Raw genomic sequence first — 18,941 nt, 5'->3', positions numbered from 1 at the left:
GTAACAGGCACAAGATTAGAAAACTTACCCATCCCCACCGTCCTGCTGTATCCTGCATGTAGAAATAAATTAAGAAATAATGTGAGATTAAGAAGTTAAAACGGGACAATTTGGCTTGAAACGTGTGTTGCCTGTTAAGACCGTTTTCAATGACTTTTACCTTAGTAGTTACTTGTTAATAACGAGCTTTTTTGTCTTTTCTCCGATCTTTAATATGTAAGCCCCTGTCGGCAGCTGCTTTACAGAGATTTGCGCTGCCGGCTTTGTCTTACCACTTAAAACCGCATGTCCATCCAGCCCTAGAATTTGAAAATTTGATTCCATATCCAATCCTGAGATCACAATATAGTCCCTTGCCGGATTAGGATACACTTTAATATCTGGCACATTCCTGGCGATGATGATTTTTGAATACTCAAATTTGCCGTCGTAGTCAAGCTGCTTTAACCTGTAATAGGTGATGTCAAAAGGATTTTGATCTGTGTAATGATAGTTTTTCAGTTCATTGCTATTTCCGTTGCCATCGACGAATGCTATTTTATGGAATGTCCGCGCATCAGCACTTTTCTCGATTTCAAAACCTTTGTTGGCAACTTCCGAGCTGGTCTCCCAAATGAGGCGATTTTCATTTACACCGGATTCGCCGCGAAATGAAATGAGATTAACCGGCAATGCAGATCCAATTGTTGTGCTGGATAGCGTTAAAAGTGGAATATCCAAATTGGTGATTTCAACACGATGAGCACCGGTTTTGGTCGAGTAAAATCTATTGTCTCCGACTATGGTTGCTTCCAACGCGCCATTCACATACCACTTATAAGTGTTTTTCGCCTGAGTTCCACCAGCATTGACATAGTAGTAATCGTTTACTTTATATAATGGGATTTCCAATTGTTTCAAATATCCTCCATAAACAAACCTGTCAATGTGCCCTTCAAGGCCATCGAAATTGAAACTGTTCATTTCAGCATTAATTATTCCTGGTTTTAATGCCGAAAGATCAGGCAGCGGACTGGTAAGGTGATTGCCTTCAAGTGAAATTTCTATCGCATTTACTAAGCCATTAATTTCACTCGGAATGGGTCCAGTATGCGTATTGTAATTAAGATGTAACCCAATCAGCTTACGAAGTTTACCAATTTCCGGTGGAATTGGTCCTGCATAGAGAATTCCGTTAATTCCTAGCTGCGTCAGGTTAGTCAGGTTACCAATAGTGGCTGGGATTCTTCCTTCTAAAAATGTCTCTCCAATAACAAGCAATTTCAGTTGGGTAAGGTTACCTAATTCCACGGGCAGCTGACCAGTGTATCCCATGCTGCTGATGACCAGCGTTTTTAATGTTGTCAACTTCGTAATTCCAACAGGGAACGGGCCAATCGGGACACGCTCACTTGCCTGACCAAGGGAAAGCACCAAAGTCTCTATTTTGGGAAGTGTAAATAGCTGGTTTGGGATAGACCAAAGTGGAGTAAACCAAAGCGTTTTCAAATTTACGAGCTGGCCTATGACCTGAAAATTCTTGCTGCTGAATGCATGTCCGGCAATGTCCAGTTCTTCGAGATTAGTGAGATTGCCCAGTTCAACGGGTATATCACCGGTTAATCTGGTTGTTGAAAATCGCGCATTGATCAAAAGCTTTTTTAATGCGGTAAGCTTTCCTATGGCACTTGGCAGCGTTCCTTTAAGTGTCTCTCCCGAAACATCCACAGATGTGACACGCCCATTTTCGCAAGTGACCCCCGACCAGCCGCAAGGATTATTGCCAGGCGATCCTGGTATAACCCAATTGTTATCAAGCCACTCTGGCCCATTTGCAGCATTGTAAAGTGCTACGAGCGCCAGTCGGTCGTCTTCGAGCGTTTGAGAAAAGGATTGAAAACCAAATAATAGAAGAGATGCAAGTAAAAATTGTTTCATACAGAAGAATAGAGGTTTACAAAAATCACTTCCAAACCAATCCAACATTCCAAAACAAAAACGCATAGATGTCTGCCTGCGTTTCCAATGCTTTTTTGGTGTTGCTCGCTCCATGGCCGGAGTTGGTGTCAATGCGGATTAAGAGCGGGTTGGTGGATGATGCGCCGGCTTTGGCTTGCAGTTCTGCAGCGTATTTGAATGAATGTGCGGGAACAACGCGGTCGTCGTGGTCGGCCGTGGTGATCATGGTTGCAGGATATTTCCCTCCTTCTTTAATGTTATGCAAAGGTGAATATGCGTGGAGCACTTTGAATTCTTCGGCATTGTCGCTGCTTCCGTAGTCTGCAATCCAGTTCCAGCCGATGGTGAATTTGTGAAAGCGAAGCATATCCATTACGCCCACTGCCGGGAATGCGACTTTGAAAAGCTCGGGTCGCTGATTCATGACTGCGCCTACGAGTAAACCGCCGTTTGAACCGCCCTGAATCGCTAATCTTTCTGGCGACGTGTATTTTTCTTTTATCAAAAATTCAGCTGCCGCAATGAAGTCATCAAACACATTTTGCTTTTTGAGTTTCATGCCTTGCTCATGCCACTTTTCACCATATTCGCTTCCTCCGCGGAGATTCGCCTGTACGAAAATCCCGCCTTGATCCAGAAATGGAATGCGCGTCGGACTGAAAGCTGGTGTTAGGCTAATGTTGAAACCGCCATAACCATATAAAATGGTCGGGTTGGAGCCGTCGCGTTTTAAGCCTTTTTTGTATGTGATGAATGCGGGAATTTTGGTGCCGTCTTTGCTTGGATAAAAAACCTGTTCAGTTTCATAATCTTCTGGTTTAAATGAAACCTCGGGTTCGCGGAAGACAGCGCTTTTCTTGCTAGCAATGTCGTATTTAAAAATTGTTGGCGGATAGTTGAATGATGTATAAGTGTAAAAGACGAAACTATCTTCTCGCTCGCCGCCAAAGCCGCTGGCCGTTCCTAATCCCGGCAATTTCACCTCATTTTCTAATTTGCCGTCCATGCTATACACATATGCGCGGCTGCTCACATCTTTGGAATACGATGCAAACAATTTCCCGCCCGCAACGCCTGCGCCTAGCAACGGTTCTGGCTTTTCGGGCAAGATCGTTTTCCAGGATTTATCTTTCTCCACATAAAGCAGCACTTTGCTATTCGGTGCATTTTCATTGGTCTCTATCAGGAAATCGTTGCCAACATTCTCAATGACGCCATATTGAAAGTTGGTAATCTCTTCCTTAATCGGCTTGAATGCGGTTTCTCCTTTTTTCAAAACCCACAATCCATTGCCATCTTTCCCTTTGCCCCGGTCACTGACGGTCAGCACTGCGTATTGCTCGTCTTCCGTTGTGCCCACTGTATGAAAGCGTTGCGGGTTTGCTGCGTCTTCAAAAATCAGTTTGTCCTCATTTTGCGAAGTCCCGATCTTGTGAAAAAACACTTGATGGTTTTCGTTTTTCGCAGCCAATGCGCTGCCTTCCGGTTTCGGATAGCGGCTGTAATAGAAACCATTCTCTTGCCAAGCTGCACCTGAAATTTTCACCCACTCAATCTTGTCGGATAGCATGGACAGGTTTTTCATGTCCATGACCTGATATTCCTGCCAGTCGGAGCCGCCTTTTGAAAAGCCTAAAACGGCGTGGTTGCCATCCTTTGATAAGCTAAAAACGGTTAACCGCGTCGTTCCATCGGCTGATAATTTGTTGGGATCGAGGACCACTTCGGGCGATCCGTTTTCGCCTTTTTGGCGATAGAGCACTGCCTGATTTTGCAATCCATCGTTTTTGTAGAAATAATAAAAATCTCCCTTCTTCCTTGGCGCTGAATATTTGGGATAATTATATGCTTTTTCGAGATCCTGAAAAATCTTCCCCTTGAAAGGAATTTTGTCCAAATAACCGAAAGTAACCGCATACTGGGCCTTCACCCATTCGCCGGTTTCGGCTGAGCGATCATCTTCTAGCCAGCGATAAGGGTCAGAGACTTTGACACCGTGATAATCGTCCGTGTGGTCGATCCGCTTTGTTGTTGGATAATCCAGATTTTGAGCTACACCATTAGTTATGATGGAAGCGGCAATGATATTCATTCCTATCAATTTAAAATTCATATGTGAATCTGGCCTATTTGATGACGTCAACTTCGAGCGAACTTGCGGCGCCTGCCTGATGGTAAATCGTTTGCTTTGCGGAAATAAAATCCGTGTCCGCTGCCTTATAAATGTTGTCGACGTATTTCTGCGGATTGCGGTCGAACAATGGGAAAGCGGTGCTTTGGACCTGGATCATGACGCGGTGGCCTTTTTTGAAAGTGTGCAGAACATCCTGCAAACGGAATTTAATATCCGTCATTTGTCCCGCAACCAATGCTTCCGGCTTTTCGAAACTGTTTCGGAACCTTGCCCGCATTATCTCGCTTCTGACCATTTGCTGATAACCGGCCAGGACTGTTTTGGGATCGGCCAGATAAGGATGATTTTTTTCATCGCCAGGGTAAACGTCAATTACTTTTACAAAGAAGTCAGCGTCGGTTCCGGTGGTGCTGATTTTCAAAAGCGCAGTGATTTCACCGCCAAGCGTCAAATCATTTTCCAGAACATCGGTTTGAAAAACGAGCACATCCGGTCTGGACGAAGCAAATCGCTGATCTTCCGACATGTATTCAAATGGTGTAAAACCTGACATTTGTTTAAAATTGGCCGTGTATGGAACCGGTTTCAACGGATCGCTCACATATTCACTTACGGATTTTTGCTCCGCCGGCTCTTTAAAATCCAACTTGCCGCTTGCGTGGAAATACAATTTGCGCTTTTCAACATTTGCGACGGGCCACTTGTCATAAGTTTGCCACGCTTTTTTTCCTGTATCAAACAAATATGCTTCCGGAAGCCCGGTTTTGCCGTCGCCTGCTTCTTTCAAAAAGTGCTTGAAGAATTTGGCTTCAATATTATTTTGGTAAAAAGTCGCAATGCTATCCCCGAAATAAATGTCATTGTGCAATGTGTGACCCGTTTCACGACTCCAACGTCCATGCCCAAACGGACCGACGACGATCGTGTTATAAGCAGACGGATTGTTCTTCTCAATGGTTTTGTAAGTGTTCAGCGGACCGTATAAATCCTCCGCGTCAAACCAGCCGCCAACCGTCATGAATGCGTGCTTGATGTTTTTCAAATGCGGCAGAATGTCTCTTTTCTGCCAGAATTCATCCTTATTGGGGTGATTAACCGTTTCTTCCCAAAAGAAATTCTTCGCATAATAACGATCAAAATTTTTCAGCGAACCGATGTTCAGGTTGAATGCAAAACCGTCCGGCTTCGCTTCAATCATTTCGGGCGTGAACCATGAAGCAGTTGTAGGCTTCGGCGGCTTGATGCCAAAAACCGGAAAAGTCAGATAATAACCTTGTGTAAAAGCACCGTTATGATGAAAATCGTCAAAAAAGAAATCAGCAATCGGTGCTTGGGGCGAAGAAGCTTTCAATGCGGGATGTTCTGAAAGTGCACTTGCCGTGGTGTAAAACCCTGGATAAGAGATCCCCCACTGCCCTACCCGACCATTGTTGTTCGGAACATTTTTAAGCAGCCACTCAATTGTGTCGTAAGTGTCTGAGGCTTCGTCAACGTCGTTTTTCCCTTTTTTCTGCGCAATGTGCGGCGTCATATTGGTCCATTCGCCCTCGCTCATGTAACGACCTCTGACGTCCTGATACACAAAAATAAACTTGTCCCGCATCAATGCAGGGCTTGGTCCAATGCGTGGCGGATATGCATCTTTACCATAAGGGGCAACGCTGTAACACGTGCGCTGCATTAAAAACGGATATTTCTTATCAGCGGACGCGTCTTTTGGTAAGTAAACAATGGTGTGCAATTTCACACCGTCGCGGACCGGAATGTCATATTCTGTTTTGGTGTAATTGTCGCGAATAAATTGCTCATCCGAATTTTGCGCATGGGCAACAACAAAAGCGAACATCAATGTGATGCTTAGTAGTGTTTTCAACATAGCTTTGGTTTATTTTTTCTTGTAATAATTTAAAGTAACACTGGCAGCATTTGATTTTTCGCTGATGGTGTAAAATCCTTTTCCGTCGGCATCCATACAAACGGCCTCACCCTGCGGTTCAAGCGCGACTAAAAGCTGCTTTGAGGCTGCCTTCGTTAATGTTTGCCCAATGCTTTCGCCAGCATTTACTTTCCAGTAATATACGGCAAGATAAGTCCGAACAAGAATTTCGGTCCCATCTTTTGAAATATTGCCACCCGTTGCGAAGGTTAGGGACGGGACATTTCCTACTTTCTCGGCAACAATGGTTTCGCCGGTCGATTGCGGGAACGGCAGCCTGTAAAGTCCAGCCGTCTGGCCTTCTTTTGAGATGATGAAAATGTCTTTTGTTATGGGATCAACAAGTATGGATTCCGCATCTCTTGGGCCGTCGGGATAGCTGAAAGTGATTTTAGCCAACGCGTTTTGATCAAATGATGCATTGGCGTCACCAACCTCCGGCACTCTGTAAATAACGCCAACCGGACTTGCAGGCGCATTGTTGTTGCCAATGTCGGCGATGTATAAATAGTTGACGCCACTATTAGGCCCAGGCCCGATCGCAACGTCTTCCCAGTCACGGTTAGCAGATCCAGGAACCGTCATTTGTTTGATCGTCTTGCCGTCTTTACTTACTAAATACAATGCATTGGGCTGACCTGAATCTTGGTTTACCCAAAAATTGCCGGGCATGCTGTAACTGGGAACAATCCCCGACGCTTCATCAATGATGCCGGGTGTAATTTGTACTTTTTCGGGCGTGGTTTCGAAATCAATGGATGTGTTTGGAGTAGGATCCGGGTCGGGATCGCAGGAGCAGGTGACGCAAAAAATAATTGACGAAAGAACCACTCCTACTTGCCCGGACAGCCTATTATATAATTTCATAGAAAACACATCACGTTAGATTTGCTAAAAATACGTACTTTTGCGGCATTTATTATTAGGCAATTCCATTATCTCAGTATTAAAATAGTTATATGTTACGTACCCATACCTGTGGAGAGTTAAGCTTAGAACATGTAAATCAAGAGGTTGTATTGTGCGGCTGGGTGCAGCGTGTTCGTGACAAAGGCGGCATGATCTGGCTCGATTTACGTGACCGTTATGGGATAACGCAGTTGCTATTTGAAGAGGGAAAAACGCAGGCTAATGTGCTGGAAACTGCTCGGTCGTTAGGCCGTGAATTTGTGATTTCGACCAAAGGGGTTGTGATTGAGCGTCTTTCAAAAAATGATAAAATTGCCACAGGTTCGATCGAAATTCGTGTTACTGAGCTGAATGTGCTTAATCCAGCAAAATTGCCTCCTTTCCTAATTGAAGATGAGACGGACGGCGGCGATGATATCCGGATGAAATACAGATATCTGGATCTGAGAAGAAATATTGTTCGTAAAAATTTACAATTGAGGCATCAAGTTGCACGTCACACGCGTGCTTATCTTGATGATCTGGATTTTATAGAAGTTGAAACACCGGTTTTGATCAAGTCAACTCCGGAAGGCGCACGTGATTTTGTGGTTCCCAGCCGCATGAATCCGGGTGAATTTTATGCATTACCGCAATCTCCGCAGACATTCAAGCAATTGTTAATGGTTGCCGGGTTTGACCGTTATTATCAAATTGTCAAATGTTTCCGCGATGAAGATCTTCGCGCAGACAGACAGCCGGAGTTTACACAGATTGACTGCGAAATGTCGTTTGTAACGCAGGAAGACGTTCTGAATACATTTGAAGGACTGGTTCGTAACCTATTTAGCAAAGTAAAAAACTTCGATTTGCCAGAAGTCCCCCGCATGACTTATGCGGACGCAATGCGCTTATATGGTTCGGATAAGCCTGATATTCGCTTTGAAATGCAATTTGCAGAGTTAAAGGGAGAATCACAGGACTTGACATCAGGTAAAGGTTTTGGTGTTTTTGATGACGCCGAGCTGGTTGTCGGCATCTGCGCACCGGATTGTGCCGTATACACCCGCAAGCAATTGGATGAATTGACGGATTGGCTCAAACGTCCTCAAATCGGTGCGAAAGGGTTAATTTATGTCCGCTACAATACCGATGGTTCATTGAAATCGTCCGTTGACAAATTCTACGCGGAAGAAGATATTAAGAAATGGGCTGAGGCGTTGAATGCTAAACCGGGCGATTTGATCCTGATTCTTTCTGGGGCAGCTGACAAGGCCAGGAAGCAATTAAACGAGCTAAGATTAGAAATGGGTTCGAGATTGGGGCTGAGAGATCCGAATGTTTACCGTGCATTATGGGTGCTGGATTTTCCGCTGCTTGAATATGGAGAAGCCGAAAACCGGTGGTTTGCCATGCACCATCCATTTACAAGTCCAAAACCAGAAGACATTCAATTACTGGATGAGAATTTGGGAGCAGTTCGCGCCAATGCATACGATATGGTAATCAACGGCGTTGAAGTGGGCGGAGGTTCGGTCCGGATTTTCGAAAAGGAGCTTCAAAAGAAGATGTTTGGCATCCTCGGGTTTAGCGAAGAGGAAGCGCAAGAGCAATTCGGCTTTTTGATGAATGCATTCGAATTTGGAGCGCCTCCACACGCTGGGATCGCATTTGGCTTTGATCGTTTGTGCTCGATTTTTGGAGGCGCTGATTCCATAAGGGACTTCATCGCATTCCCAAAAAACAACTCAGGCCGCGACGTTATGATCGATTCGCCATCCCTGATTTCCGAAGTCCAAATGAAGGAACTATCCATCAAATCGGAAATAGTTTAAAAGGTTATTGGATTAATATATTTATAGCGGCGAATTTACTTATTGTAAGATTTCGTAGTTTTGCTCAATTGTAACTTTCATAGAAAACGAACGACTTCAAGTTGGAGCCGTTAAATGATTGTAATTAAAACACTGCATGCATTATCAAAACGCTTCAAGAATATACCTTAATTGTATATTTTTCTTTTTGTTCTTTTCAATTGGCTTGACTGTTTTTGCACAAAATACCGCGCCACAACAGATTCCAACTCAAACGGCACCCGCACAGCTTCCCACTACGCAGCCAAACCCTACCCAAACATCAAATCAGCAAGCCGTAGACTTTTATAATCAGGCCAAGTCTGCTGGGATGTCTGACATGGACATTGAAAAGGCTGCTATGCAACGCGGATACACACTGGATCAGATTTCTGCAATGCGTAAACGTTTGCAGAAACCGGATGAAAAAGCTGCACCGGATCCGAATAGAGATGAGCTGGACGAAACAAGAGATCAGGACGAGCTGGATGAATTGGAAGACGAAGCAAACAATGAGAAGGATTCAACAAATGCTAGAAGAGCCACAGGACGCAGGCAAAACAGAACTTTTGGCTCAGCGTTTTTTGCACGGGCTTCAAACACTTTCGAACCGAATTTGCGCATTGCAACTCCAAGAAACTATGTTTTAGGCCCAGAGGACGAGATTGTTGTTGACATTTATGGCAACGCGGTTGACAATTTCAGAATGAAAATCAGTCCGGAAGGAACTGTAAAAATGTTGAATCTTGCTCCCGTTTATGTCAATGGTCTTACCATCGAGCAAGCAACAGAGCGGATTGTAAACAGACTGAGGCAAGCATATTCCGGTCTTAACCGACCCGGATCTGGAACCTATTCTTCTATTACGTTAGGAAACGTTCGCAGCATTAGGGTAATGATTACTGGTGAGGCAACCCGTCCTGGCACATACACCGTGTCATCGCTGGCCACGGCATTTAATGCTCTTTCTATTTCCGGTGGGCCAAATAGAAATGGCTCATATCGTAACATTGAAGTAATCAGAAACAACAAGACGCTAAAAGTGATAGATCTCTATCGTTTTCTGGTTGATGCAGATCTTCGAGATAATATCACTTTGCAAGATCAGGATATCATCCTGATCCGACCATTTGAAAGCAGAATAGAACTTACCGGAGCAATAAAAAGGCCGGGAATATTCGAGGCAAAGAAGGGTGAAGCTGTTTCTGCTTTGATCAGATATGCAGGAGGCTTTTTACCGGAGGCTTACACGAAAATGCTCACTTATCAGCGAAACACGGGCACAAATTACGTTATAGGAAGTATCGATTCAACGCAGGTAGAAACCTTTCCTCCTCAAAATGGCGATATCTTTACGGTTAAAAGGATTTTGGATATTGTAAGCAATCAGATCGAGATACGCGGAGCGGTCACAATTCCAGGGGCCTATGCAATAGAAGATCGTTGTAATACGATTTTGGAGTTGATCCAAATGGCACAAGGGCTGAGTCCGAGAGCGTTTTTAAACCGCGGAATTTTGGAAAGATCAAGCGGTGACACACAGACCGGCATTCTCGCCTTTGATGTTAGAAAACTGCTTAGTGGTGAGAGCCCTGACATTCCTTTACTGCCTGGTGACATTGTCACAATAAAATCCATTGAAGATCTGAAAGAATTTACCTTTTTGTCAATTTCAGGCTCTATCACCAACCCAGGCAACTATTATTATTACAAAGACATAACAGTCGCAGACCTTATTTTCCAGGCAGGCGGTTACACAGAAGGAGGTCTTCCTTATAGAATTGAAGTTTCGCGCCGCGTAAAGAATGACACGCTGGATCTCCCGAGTGCTCAGAACGTCCGTATTTTTACGCTGAATGTGGCTGACAATCTGGTTTTGAATCCAGAAGACCAGAAGTTTAAGCTGGAACCGCAAGATATTGTCATTGTAAGAAAATCACCGCGATACGAACCGCAAAAAACAATAACCATAGCAGGCGAAGTTACTTACCCGGGCAGCTACACCATTATCAACAACTTTGAACGAATTTCCGATGTCTTCGCTAAGGCAGGAGGCATCAAGCCTGGAGCTTTCCTCTCAGGAGCAAGGTTTTACAGAAATAGCGAATTGATTGCAGTGGATATTGAAGCAATTATTCAGAAACCATCGTTGCCTTCAAATTTGCTCCTATTAGACGGGGACACACTGGTTATTCCAAGGAAATCAGAGACCGTGCGAATCCAGGGAGGAGTGCATAATCCATCCGTAATGAATTTCGACTCTAAGTTTGGTTACGACGAATATATATCACAAGCGGGCGGCTACACTGAGCAAAGCTGGAAGACAAGGGCTTACGTTTCACATCCAAACGGTCGAACATACAGAACGAAAAACTTTCTATTTTTCAGATCATATCCAAAAGTGGTTCCGGGATCTGTTGTTACCGTCCCAATCAAGGCGGCCCGCCCACAACGAGAAAGAACCCCAGGCGAGAGAATTGCGCTACTTTCCTTCATTGCGTCAATGTTGAGCACCGCTACATTGGCCCTTATAACTTTGAACAGGTAAGATGATTACTAACCCTCAGAATAGCGGATCAGACATCATAGAGCATAATTCGACCAAAAAAATCTTTGAGGTTCGCTTTACAGACATCTTTCTCTTTTTTAGCAAATATCTGGTTGCTATTGCAATTGCTACTGTTGTATTTGGAATACTAGGGGTTATCCTTAGTTTCTCTTTTAAAAAGAAATATGAGTCACGAATTGTACTACTACCAGAATATGGTTCATCACGTAAAAGCTCTCTTTCGCTGCTTACTTCGGGCTTGACAGGAGATGGCGCAGAAAAGCTGCTTCCGGAGCTGTATCCCACAATTTTACAAAGTAGCCCTTTCGGTGCATATTTACTTAATAAGCCGGTTACGGATCAAAATAATAAAAGTTATAAAACTTTACAGCTTTTCCTTAACCGCAATGCAGGCAAAAAATCACCCGGACTTTTGTCATGGTTATTCCCCAAGCCTGAGGTTGAAAAAGCGCCGGTGAAGCTTGCATACAATGGCGTATTATCCTATACGCCAGAGGAACAGGCCAACATTAGTCAAGCGCTTAGCTTGTTCAATGCTAGCGTGGATCAGAAAAACGGAGTAATTGAAATCACCGCAGAAACAGAAGATCCGTTTGTATCAGCGATCGCAGTTGAAAATGCGAAAAATTACTTAATGCAGTATGTAGAGGATTATCGGACCACGAAAGCGGGACAAAATCTTAATGTCCTTAAAAACAGAGTTGCAGAAGCGCGGCAAAGGTTATCACAATCTGAAGTCAATCTGCAAAGTTATCGGGACCGCAATCGAAACATGTTTGCCAATGTTGCCAGGATTGAGGAGCAGCGCTTGCAATCCGAATACATCCTTGCTCAGTCCCTTTACAGTGACCTTGTTGGCAGATATGAACAGGCCAGAATCACGATAAAGGATGAAAAACCTGTTTTCAAGACATTGGAGCCAGCAAAGGTTCCTCTTGCAAAAAGCAGCCCAAAACGCCTGCGAATTGGCATAATGGGAGCTTGCTTTGGTGCGTTCATATCCATTCTATACATTTTGTTCATAAAAGAGAAAATTTTGTCCTCAATTATCGAAATGGCCAAGGTAAATCGCGGCTAGATATCTTCTTAATTCATCCTGCTCTGGCTTACATCCCAGACTACCATTTACGGCTGCTAACACACATAAACCATTTGTATGAGAAAACTTATCAGAAAAATTTACATTGCCTTATTTGCGAAAAGAAGGTTTTTTGGTCTCAATAACTTTCTTTTCGAGCTTAGCTTAAACGGTCTGGGGATTTTGAACTATGAAAATGACCTTATCAGCGGAGAAAAGGCTTTCATTGACTATTTGATAAAAAGCAAGAAACTGGATTCCGGTGTGATATTGGATGTTGGAGCGAATGTGGGGCATTACTCTGTTATGCTGAGAAATGAAAACATCAAATCAACCATTTACGCTTTTGAGCCGCATCCTGTCACTTATAAAAGCTTAAAAGAGGCATCACTTTCACATCGCTTTAATGCTGTTCCCAAGGGCTTAGGTGAAAGAGATGAATTTGTAAAAATTTACGATTATTCCAGCAATGAGGGCTCTGAGCATGCGAGTATATATAAGGATGTAATTGAACAAATCCACAAAGGCAGCGCAAAAGGAACTGACATAGAGCTGACAACGGTCGATAACTTTGTATCAGCCAATAACATCACTGAAATTGCGCTGTTAAAGATCGATACAGAAGGCAATGAACTGAATGTACTAAAAGGCGCCCGACTTGCTATCGACAGAAATTTGATTCACGTTATTCAAATTGAATTCAATGAAATGAATGTTGTATCGAGGACATTCATGAAAGATATCGTTGACCTGCTCTCTAATTATACTTTTTACAGACTCTTTCCTGATGGCCTTCAACCACTAGGAACGTACAGAGCTTTGACCTTCGAACTGTTTGCATTTCAAAATATCGTTGCAATAAGAAAGTAGCATAATCAGAACGTTAGTGATATGCGGTTTGTACTCAATATTCTTATTCATTCAATCTATTTTTGTTAAACCTGAGTGAATTCCTTCAAGCTTTTAGTAGCAAAATTAAAAGAAAAGAAAAAGATCATTTTCAATTCGCTTTGGGTCCTTACTGATAAAGTGATCAGAATGGTAGGCGGACTGGTTGTGGGAATCTGGTTTGCAAGGTATGTTGGGCTATACGAATTCGGACTCTGGAACTATGCTTACAGCATTGTTGCATTAGCAACACCAATCGTAAATCTCGGCATCAATAACACATTGCTGACGGATTTGGCAAACAATGAAACAAGTGTGCAGAAAAAAGAAAGTCTGATGATTGCCGGTATTTCCCTTAAGCTATTCACCGGGGTTTTATGCACTTCTTTCATTTTCATATTTAGCAGTCTGGAAAGCGAGCCTTTAACAAGGCTAATACTCATCATTTTATCTTTTCAATGTATTTTTCAAGCATCAGATATTTTTGATCTGTACTATCAGTCCCGTTCTGAATCAAAGAATTCGGTAAGAGCGAAAACGAGCGCATATATTTTAGTCAATATTTGCAAAGTCATCGCATTAGTTACAAAAACGAGCTTATATGTTTTTGCCGTGCTAAATGTTTTTGAATGGGTTGTATCAAGCATCATTCTGATCATTTTTTACTTTAAATTATCGAATAACCCAGTCCCGAAGTGGAGGCTGGATGTAGGAATCCTAAAATCGCTGGTAATGCGCTCATGGCCATTTCTAATTGCGGAGATGCTTATTATCCTTTACACCCGCTTGGATCAGATTATGCTGAAAAATATGGTTGGAAATGAGGAACTTGGCAGATATAGCGCTGCGGTCAGGCTATCAGAAGTTTGGTATTTCATTCCTATCGCGATCTGCGTTTCACTCTATCCTACTTTGGTCAAGCTGAAAAACCAAGGTGATGACGAAGTGAAGCAGGGATTTCAGAAATTATTTAACCTGCTTGCAGTCATATCAGTCGCCATCGCTGTCTTGTTTACATTTTGCTCAAACATAGTTACAGGACTGCTGTACGGATCCAGATACGAAGGTGTTGGACTAATCTTATCGATTCATATATGGACGGGGGTAGCCGTATTTCTTGGCTCAGCTTCCGGATACTGGCTCGTGTTGCACAATATGCAGAAACACTCTCTCGTGCAAACTGTTTCCGGGGCGGTGATAAACATCCTATTGAATTTGATCCTCATACCTTACTATGCGGGTGTCGGCGCAGCCATTGCGACGTTGATTTCCCAAATCGCTGCTACCGTTTTAGCAAATGCATTTTTTACCAAGACAAGGCCAGTATTTTGGTTGCAAATCAAATCACTGCGAAACTTACTCCGACCCTCGTTAAAGAATTATATTTAGAAGACATCGAATATACATCGATACTGTTTTATTTAATAGACGACCGGGATGCCCAAACATGTTGCTCCGATATTGTTTTTGATTTTCAATCGTGCCGATACTACGAAGCTTGTATTCGAACAAATAAGAAAACAAAAGCCTGGTAAGTTGTTCATCGCATCGGACGGACCGAGAGAAGGAAAGTCAGCCGAGATAGCGGCCGTACAGGAAATCAGAGAATTTGTGCTTGCAAACATTGATTGGGGGTGCGAGGTAAAGACATTATTCAGAGACAACAATCTTGGTTGCGGCAGAGCGATCCACTCCGCAATCAATTGGTTTTTCGAGCAAGTGAGTCACGGAATAATTTTAGAAGATGATTGTCTTCCCGATCCTCAATTTTTCTCATTTTGCACTGAATTACTTGAATACTATGCGGATTATCAAGACATTTTTGAGATAACCGGGACTAACCTGCAAGGTAAAAACATTCGAGGCGATGGATCCTATTATTTTTCAAGTTACGGCGGAATCTGGGGCTGGGCCACCTGGGCCCGTGCATGGAAAAAGTATGATTTTGATATGTCCGGGTTGTCAGAATTTATAGATCAAAACAAGATGGGTGAAATTTTTCCGGAAGCTGATCAGCAAAAGTTCTGGAATTTTACGTTACCGTCGGCAAAGAAACTCGACACCTGGGACTACCAATGGCTTTACACGATCTGGAAAAATAACGGGCTTTGCATCGTGCCGAATGCTAACTTAATAACTAATATTGGTTTTAACAGCCAGGGCACACACACACAGAAAACGCCTGATTGGTATCTGGATCTGACAGCTAACTCAGTTCCGTTACCAGCACTTAAACATCCTTCGGATGTGAAAATTTCGAGGCAAGCTGACAAATTTCAGTTTGACAACAGTATCCGTATCAATAAATCGACAAGGCTTAAACGACTTGTAAAGAGAATTTTTTCTAAATGAGACCTTTAAAGAAAATCTTACTGCAACTAGGCAAAATTTTCCCAATACACAGGGCAGTCGAGTGGCTGGCCAGTGCGGAAAAAATTGAGCGCTGTTATAACGCAACAGATGCTGCAAAGGCGATTTTCCACAAAGAGGCAAAGATTGCAAATCATCAAGCGGACAAAACTAAAATTCAAGTTGGCGAAGGAACGCATATAAGAGGCTTATTGCTGGTCTTTGGTTATGGCGGTTCTATTCGAATTGGCCAGAATTGTTATGTGGGTGAAAATTCTCAGATTTGGTCGGGTGATCAGATTTCAATTGGCAACAATGTGTTAATCGCCCATGGCGTAAATATAATGGATACCAATTGCCATGAAATCGATTGTAAGCTAAGAGCTGATGGTTTTATCAACTCGCTCACTAAAGGAACAGAATATTTAAAAGGGCGCGTGATAACATCGCAGGTTAGTATTGCAGATGATGTTTGGATTGGGTTCAACAGCATTATTCTAAAGGGTGTTTCGATAGGAGAAGGTGCAATCATTTCCTCCGGATCTGTAGTGACAAAAGACGTGGACGCTTTTACCATGGTTGGTGGAAATCCGGCGAAGGTGATTAAAGTTTTGAACAACCAATCAGTATAGGCTGCTATGAGACTTAATCCTATTTATTACATTAAGAAGTATAAGCAAAGCCGCCATCTAAAAGAGATAGACCAGTTTATCGAATTTGGAAATTCTCATTTCTATAATAGTTTCAGTTTCCATTACATTAAGCTGAATCCAAACGAAAAACATTTGAAGGTTGGTGATAACAGCATTCTAGACTGCGCAATTACGCTGGATTCTGACTTTGCTAAAATTTCGATAGGCAGCAATTGTTGGATTGGCAATAGCAAATTGGCCAGTCGCACAAGCATCGAAATCGGGGATAACGTTTTTATATCATGGGGTGGGATCATCAGTGATCACAACTCTCATTCGATCGATTATAAAGATCGAATGGCTGACATTGAGCAACAACTTGATGATTTTAAAAATGGGAGACATCTTTTGTACAGTAAAAATTGGGACAATGTTAAGTCAAGCCCCGTCAAAATACATTCGCACACTTGGATAGGTATGAATTGCATAATTTTGAAGGGTGTCACGATTGGAGAAGGGGCGATAGTCGCCGCAGGCAGCGTCGTCACAAAAGACGTTCCAGCATGGACCGTAGTGGGAGGAAACCCAGCTAAAATTATCAATGAGATACCTATGGAATTAAGAAAAATATGAAAGTACTTGTTATTGGCTCCAAGGGATTTATAGGCAGCCACTTATGCGATTTTTTCCAGAGTTTGCCTGGCTACGAGGTGTTTGAGAGCGATGTGATGGTCGACTATGAAAAGACCAATTATTTTTTGGTTGACGCGACGAATTCTGACTTCCAAAAAGTCTTTCGGGATTATCAGTTCGATGCATGCATCAATTGCTCAGGAGCGGCTAGTGTCCCTGACTCATTGAAGAATCCGATGAGAGACTTCACGCTTAATACATTGAATGTCTACAAAATCCTTGATGCAATCCGAGCAAATCAGCCAATCTGTAAATTTATTAATTTTTCAAGTGCGGCTGTTTACGGGAATCCCCTGAGCCTTCCTATACAAGAGCAGCTGGCATTAGCACCGATTTCTCCTTACGGCATTCACAAAATGCAAGCCGAAGAAATTTGTAAAATCTTCCATACTTACTATCAAATACCAACTTGTTCACTGCGTGTGTTCTCAGCATATGGTCCTGGACTTAAAAAACAGCTTTTTTGGGATATTTGTAAGAAGGCGGGCCAGACAGACGAAATTGAGATGTTTGGTACGGGAGAAGAATCACGGGACTTTATTTATATAGACGACCTGGTGGCTGCAGTTCAATGCTGCCTGTCGGATGCCAAATTTCAAGGCGAAGCAATCAATATTGCTAACGGGGAGGAAATCAAGATATCGCATGCTGTTGAGATGCTTTTGCATTTCTTTCCAGACAAAAAAAAGGCTAAGTTTAATGGTCTTATAAAAACGGGCGATCCTGTCAATTGGAGAGCTGATATCACACTATTAAGATCCATGGGATATAACAAATCCACCACACTGGAACATGGATTAAAAAATTACTATCAATGGATAAGCCAGCAACATTAAGAAGACAAATCGGACTCATATTTCTATCGACATATCAAAAATGGTCTGGTGGAATCATTTACATCATAAATATCGTTAGCGCACTCAATTTAGCTGACGACGATCAGAAACCAGAGATTGTTCTTATTCATACTGATGAGGCTCCAATCGAAGACATTCTCTCTATAGGTTATCCCTATCTTACCCTACAACGGATAGACCTTAACCTGACATTACCGCAACGAATCAAAAATAAGATCGTACGGATATTGACTAAAAAAACCGTATTTTTAGACAAGCTGCCGGATGTGGTATACCCTTATAATCATGGAATTACCTATGGGAAAAGAGAGTTTTTTTGGATTCCAGATTTTCAAGAGCGCTATTTACCACATATGTTTTCCAAAGATGACATTGACGCCCGAGTGAAAACCCACCTTTTCATTGCCCAAAGCAAAGGAACCGTGATATTTAGCAGTAAAAATGCGATGAGTGACTTCAAGAAGTTTTACCCGGTTCATTCCTGTACATTAAAACTCCTTCGTTTTGCTTGCAGTCTGCCAGATTTTAGTCATGAAAACATTGAGGCCCTTAAAGACAAATTTGCCATATCAAAGCCGTATTTTATGTCTCCAAATCAGTTTTGGAAGCATAAAAACCATTTTGTCGTTCTTGAAGCAATACTAAAGCTGAAAAACAAGGGGTTAGTATTTGAGGTTGTTTTTACAGGAAGCGAAAATGATTTTAGAAATAAAGACTACTTCCTTACCCTCAAAGAATTCATAGTTTCTAATAGTTTACAGCCCTGGGTAAAGATGCTCGGCTTTATTGACAGGACCGAACAGTTGGCGCTGATGGATAATGCAATATCGATCATTCAGCCGTCATTCTTTGAAGGTTGGAGTACTGTTGTTGAAGACGCGAAAGCTTTAAGCCAGGTCATTGTTCTGAGTAACATTGCTGTACACGAAGAACAAATTACTGAAAACTGCCATTTTTTCGATCCAAACAACTCTGATGAACTGGCCTCAATAATGGAGGAAATGTTGAATAGCAGACCTATTAGATTAAAACAAGACTATATGGTCAGCGTTCGGGCGTTCAGTTCGTCAATTCTGGAAGTTTTGCAATAGATCTTAACATGAGTGACATTTGACTGTGTCTATTA

General features: G+C 42.6%; 14 protein-coding genes. 10 read left to right on the top strand and 4 right to left on the bottom strand.

Features of this window, described 5'->3' with window-relative positions; all coding sequences use genetic code 11:
- Positions 1 to 168 precede the first annotated feature (168 nt).
- The 4 genes from LZG73_RS08880 to LZG73_RS08865 are packed head-to-tail and all read right to left on the bottom strand — an operon-like array spanning position 169 to position 6,875.
- Positions 169 to 1,917, bottom strand: coding sequence for a T9SS type A sorting domain-containing protein (locus LZG73_RS08880; RefSeq protein ID WP_233847802.1), 1,749 nt, complete (start codon positions 1,915 to 1,917; stop codon positions 169 to 171).
- Positions 1,918 to 1,942: 25 nt separating this feature from the next.
- A complete protein-coding gene (locus LZG73_RS08875; protein WP_233847799.1) occupies positions 1,943 to 4,030 on the bottom strand; it encodes a prolyl oligopeptidase family protein in 2,088 nt (695 codons plus the stop codon).
- Positions 4,031 to 4,064: 34 nt separating this feature from the next.
- Entirely contained in the window at positions 4,065 to 5,948 is a 1,884-nt protein-coding gene (locus tag LZG73_RS08870; RefSeq protein ID WP_233847798.1) for a CocE/NonD family hydrolase, read from the bottom strand.
- A 9-nt stretch (positions 5,949 to 5,957) separates the two neighbouring features.
- Positions 5,958 to 6,875 (bottom strand): PE-PGRS family protein, encoded by a 918-nt coding sequence (locus LZG73_RS08865; protein ID WP_233847796.1) that lies wholly within the window; start codon positions 6,873 to 6,875, stop codon positions 5,958 to 5,960.
- Between the two features lie 92 nt (positions 6,876 to 6,967).
- On the opposite strand from LZG73_RS08865, the gene aspS reads away from it, so the two are divergent.
- The 10 genes from aspS to LZG73_RS08810 all read left to right on the top strand — a co-directional run bounded on the left by aspS (position 6,968) and on the right by LZG73_RS08810 (position 18,906).
- Positions 6,968 to 8,731, top strand: a complete 1,764-nt coding sequence (gene aspS / locus LZG73_RS08860) for an aspartate--tRNA ligase (RefSeq protein ID WP_233847795.1) — start codon at positions 6,968 to 6,970, stop codon at positions 8,729 to 8,731.
- Between the two features lie 187 nt (positions 8,732 to 8,918).
- Positions 8,919 to 11,297, top strand: coding sequence for an SLBB domain-containing protein (locus LZG73_RS08855; protein ID WP_233847790.1), 2,379 nt, complete (start codon positions 8,919 to 8,921; stop codon positions 11,295 to 11,297).
- A gap of 1 nt (position 11,298) precedes the next feature.
- On the top strand, positions 11,299 to 12,396 hold the full coding sequence (locus LZG73_RS08850; RefSeq protein WP_233847784.1) for a hypothetical protein: 1,098 nt from the start codon (positions 11,299 to 11,301) through the stop codon (positions 12,394 to 12,396).
- A gap of 78 nt (positions 12,397 to 12,474) precedes the next feature.
- Positions 12,475 to 13,266 carry an FkbM family methyltransferase gene (locus tag LZG73_RS08845; RefSeq protein ID WP_233847782.1) on the top strand — a complete coding sequence of 264 codons (792 nt, stop codon included), beginning with the start codon at positions 12,475 to 12,477 and terminating at the stop codon, positions 13,264 to 13,266.
- Positions 13,267 to 13,341: 75 nt separating this feature from the next.
- Positions 13,342 to 14,673: a flippase gene (locus LZG73_RS08840; RefSeq protein ID WP_310588394.1), complete on the top strand. Its 1,332-nt coding sequence runs from the start codon at positions 13,342 to 13,344 to the stop codon at positions 14,671 to 14,673.
- A gap of 48 nt (positions 14,674 to 14,721) precedes the next feature.
- A complete protein-coding gene (locus tag LZG73_RS08835) occupies positions 14,722 to 15,636 on the top strand; it encodes a nucleotide-diphospho-sugar transferase (RefSeq protein WP_233847778.1) in 915 nt (304 codons plus the stop codon).
- Positions 15,633 to 16,265 (top strand): DapH/DapD/GlmU-related protein, encoded by a 633-nt coding sequence (locus LZG73_RS08830; RefSeq protein WP_233847776.1) that lies wholly within the window; start codon positions 15,633 to 15,635, stop codon positions 16,263 to 16,265. The genes LZG73_RS08835 and LZG73_RS08830 overlap by 4 nt, the downstream gene beginning before the upstream one ends.
- A gap of 6 nt (positions 16,266 to 16,271) precedes the next feature.
- Positions 16,272 to 16,898, top strand: coding sequence for an acyltransferase (locus LZG73_RS25550; RefSeq protein ID WP_304488735.1), 627 nt, complete (start codon positions 16,272 to 16,274; stop codon positions 16,896 to 16,898).
- Positions 16,895 to 17,794, top strand: coding sequence for an NAD(P)-dependent oxidoreductase (locus LZG73_RS08815; RefSeq protein ID WP_233847774.1), 900 nt, complete (start codon positions 16,895 to 16,897; stop codon positions 17,792 to 17,794). Before LZG73_RS25550 ends, LZG73_RS08815 begins: the two co-directional genes overlap by 4 nt.
- Positions 17,773 to 18,906, top strand: a complete 1,134-nt coding sequence (locus LZG73_RS08810; RefSeq protein ID WP_233847773.1) for a glycosyltransferase family 1 protein — start codon at positions 17,773 to 17,775, stop codon at positions 18,904 to 18,906. The genes LZG73_RS08815 and LZG73_RS08810 overlap by 22 nt, the downstream gene beginning before the upstream one ends.
- Positions 18,907 to 18,941 lie beyond the last annotated feature (35 nt).

This window comes from Dyadobacter sp. CY326 (genome assembly GCF_021390515.1).
Taxonomy (GTDB): Bacteria; Bacteroidota; Bacteroidia; order Cytophagales; family Spirosomataceae; genus Dyadobacter.
Note: the sequence above shows the minus strand (reverse complement) of the source record. Positions and strands in the feature narration are given on the sequence as shown.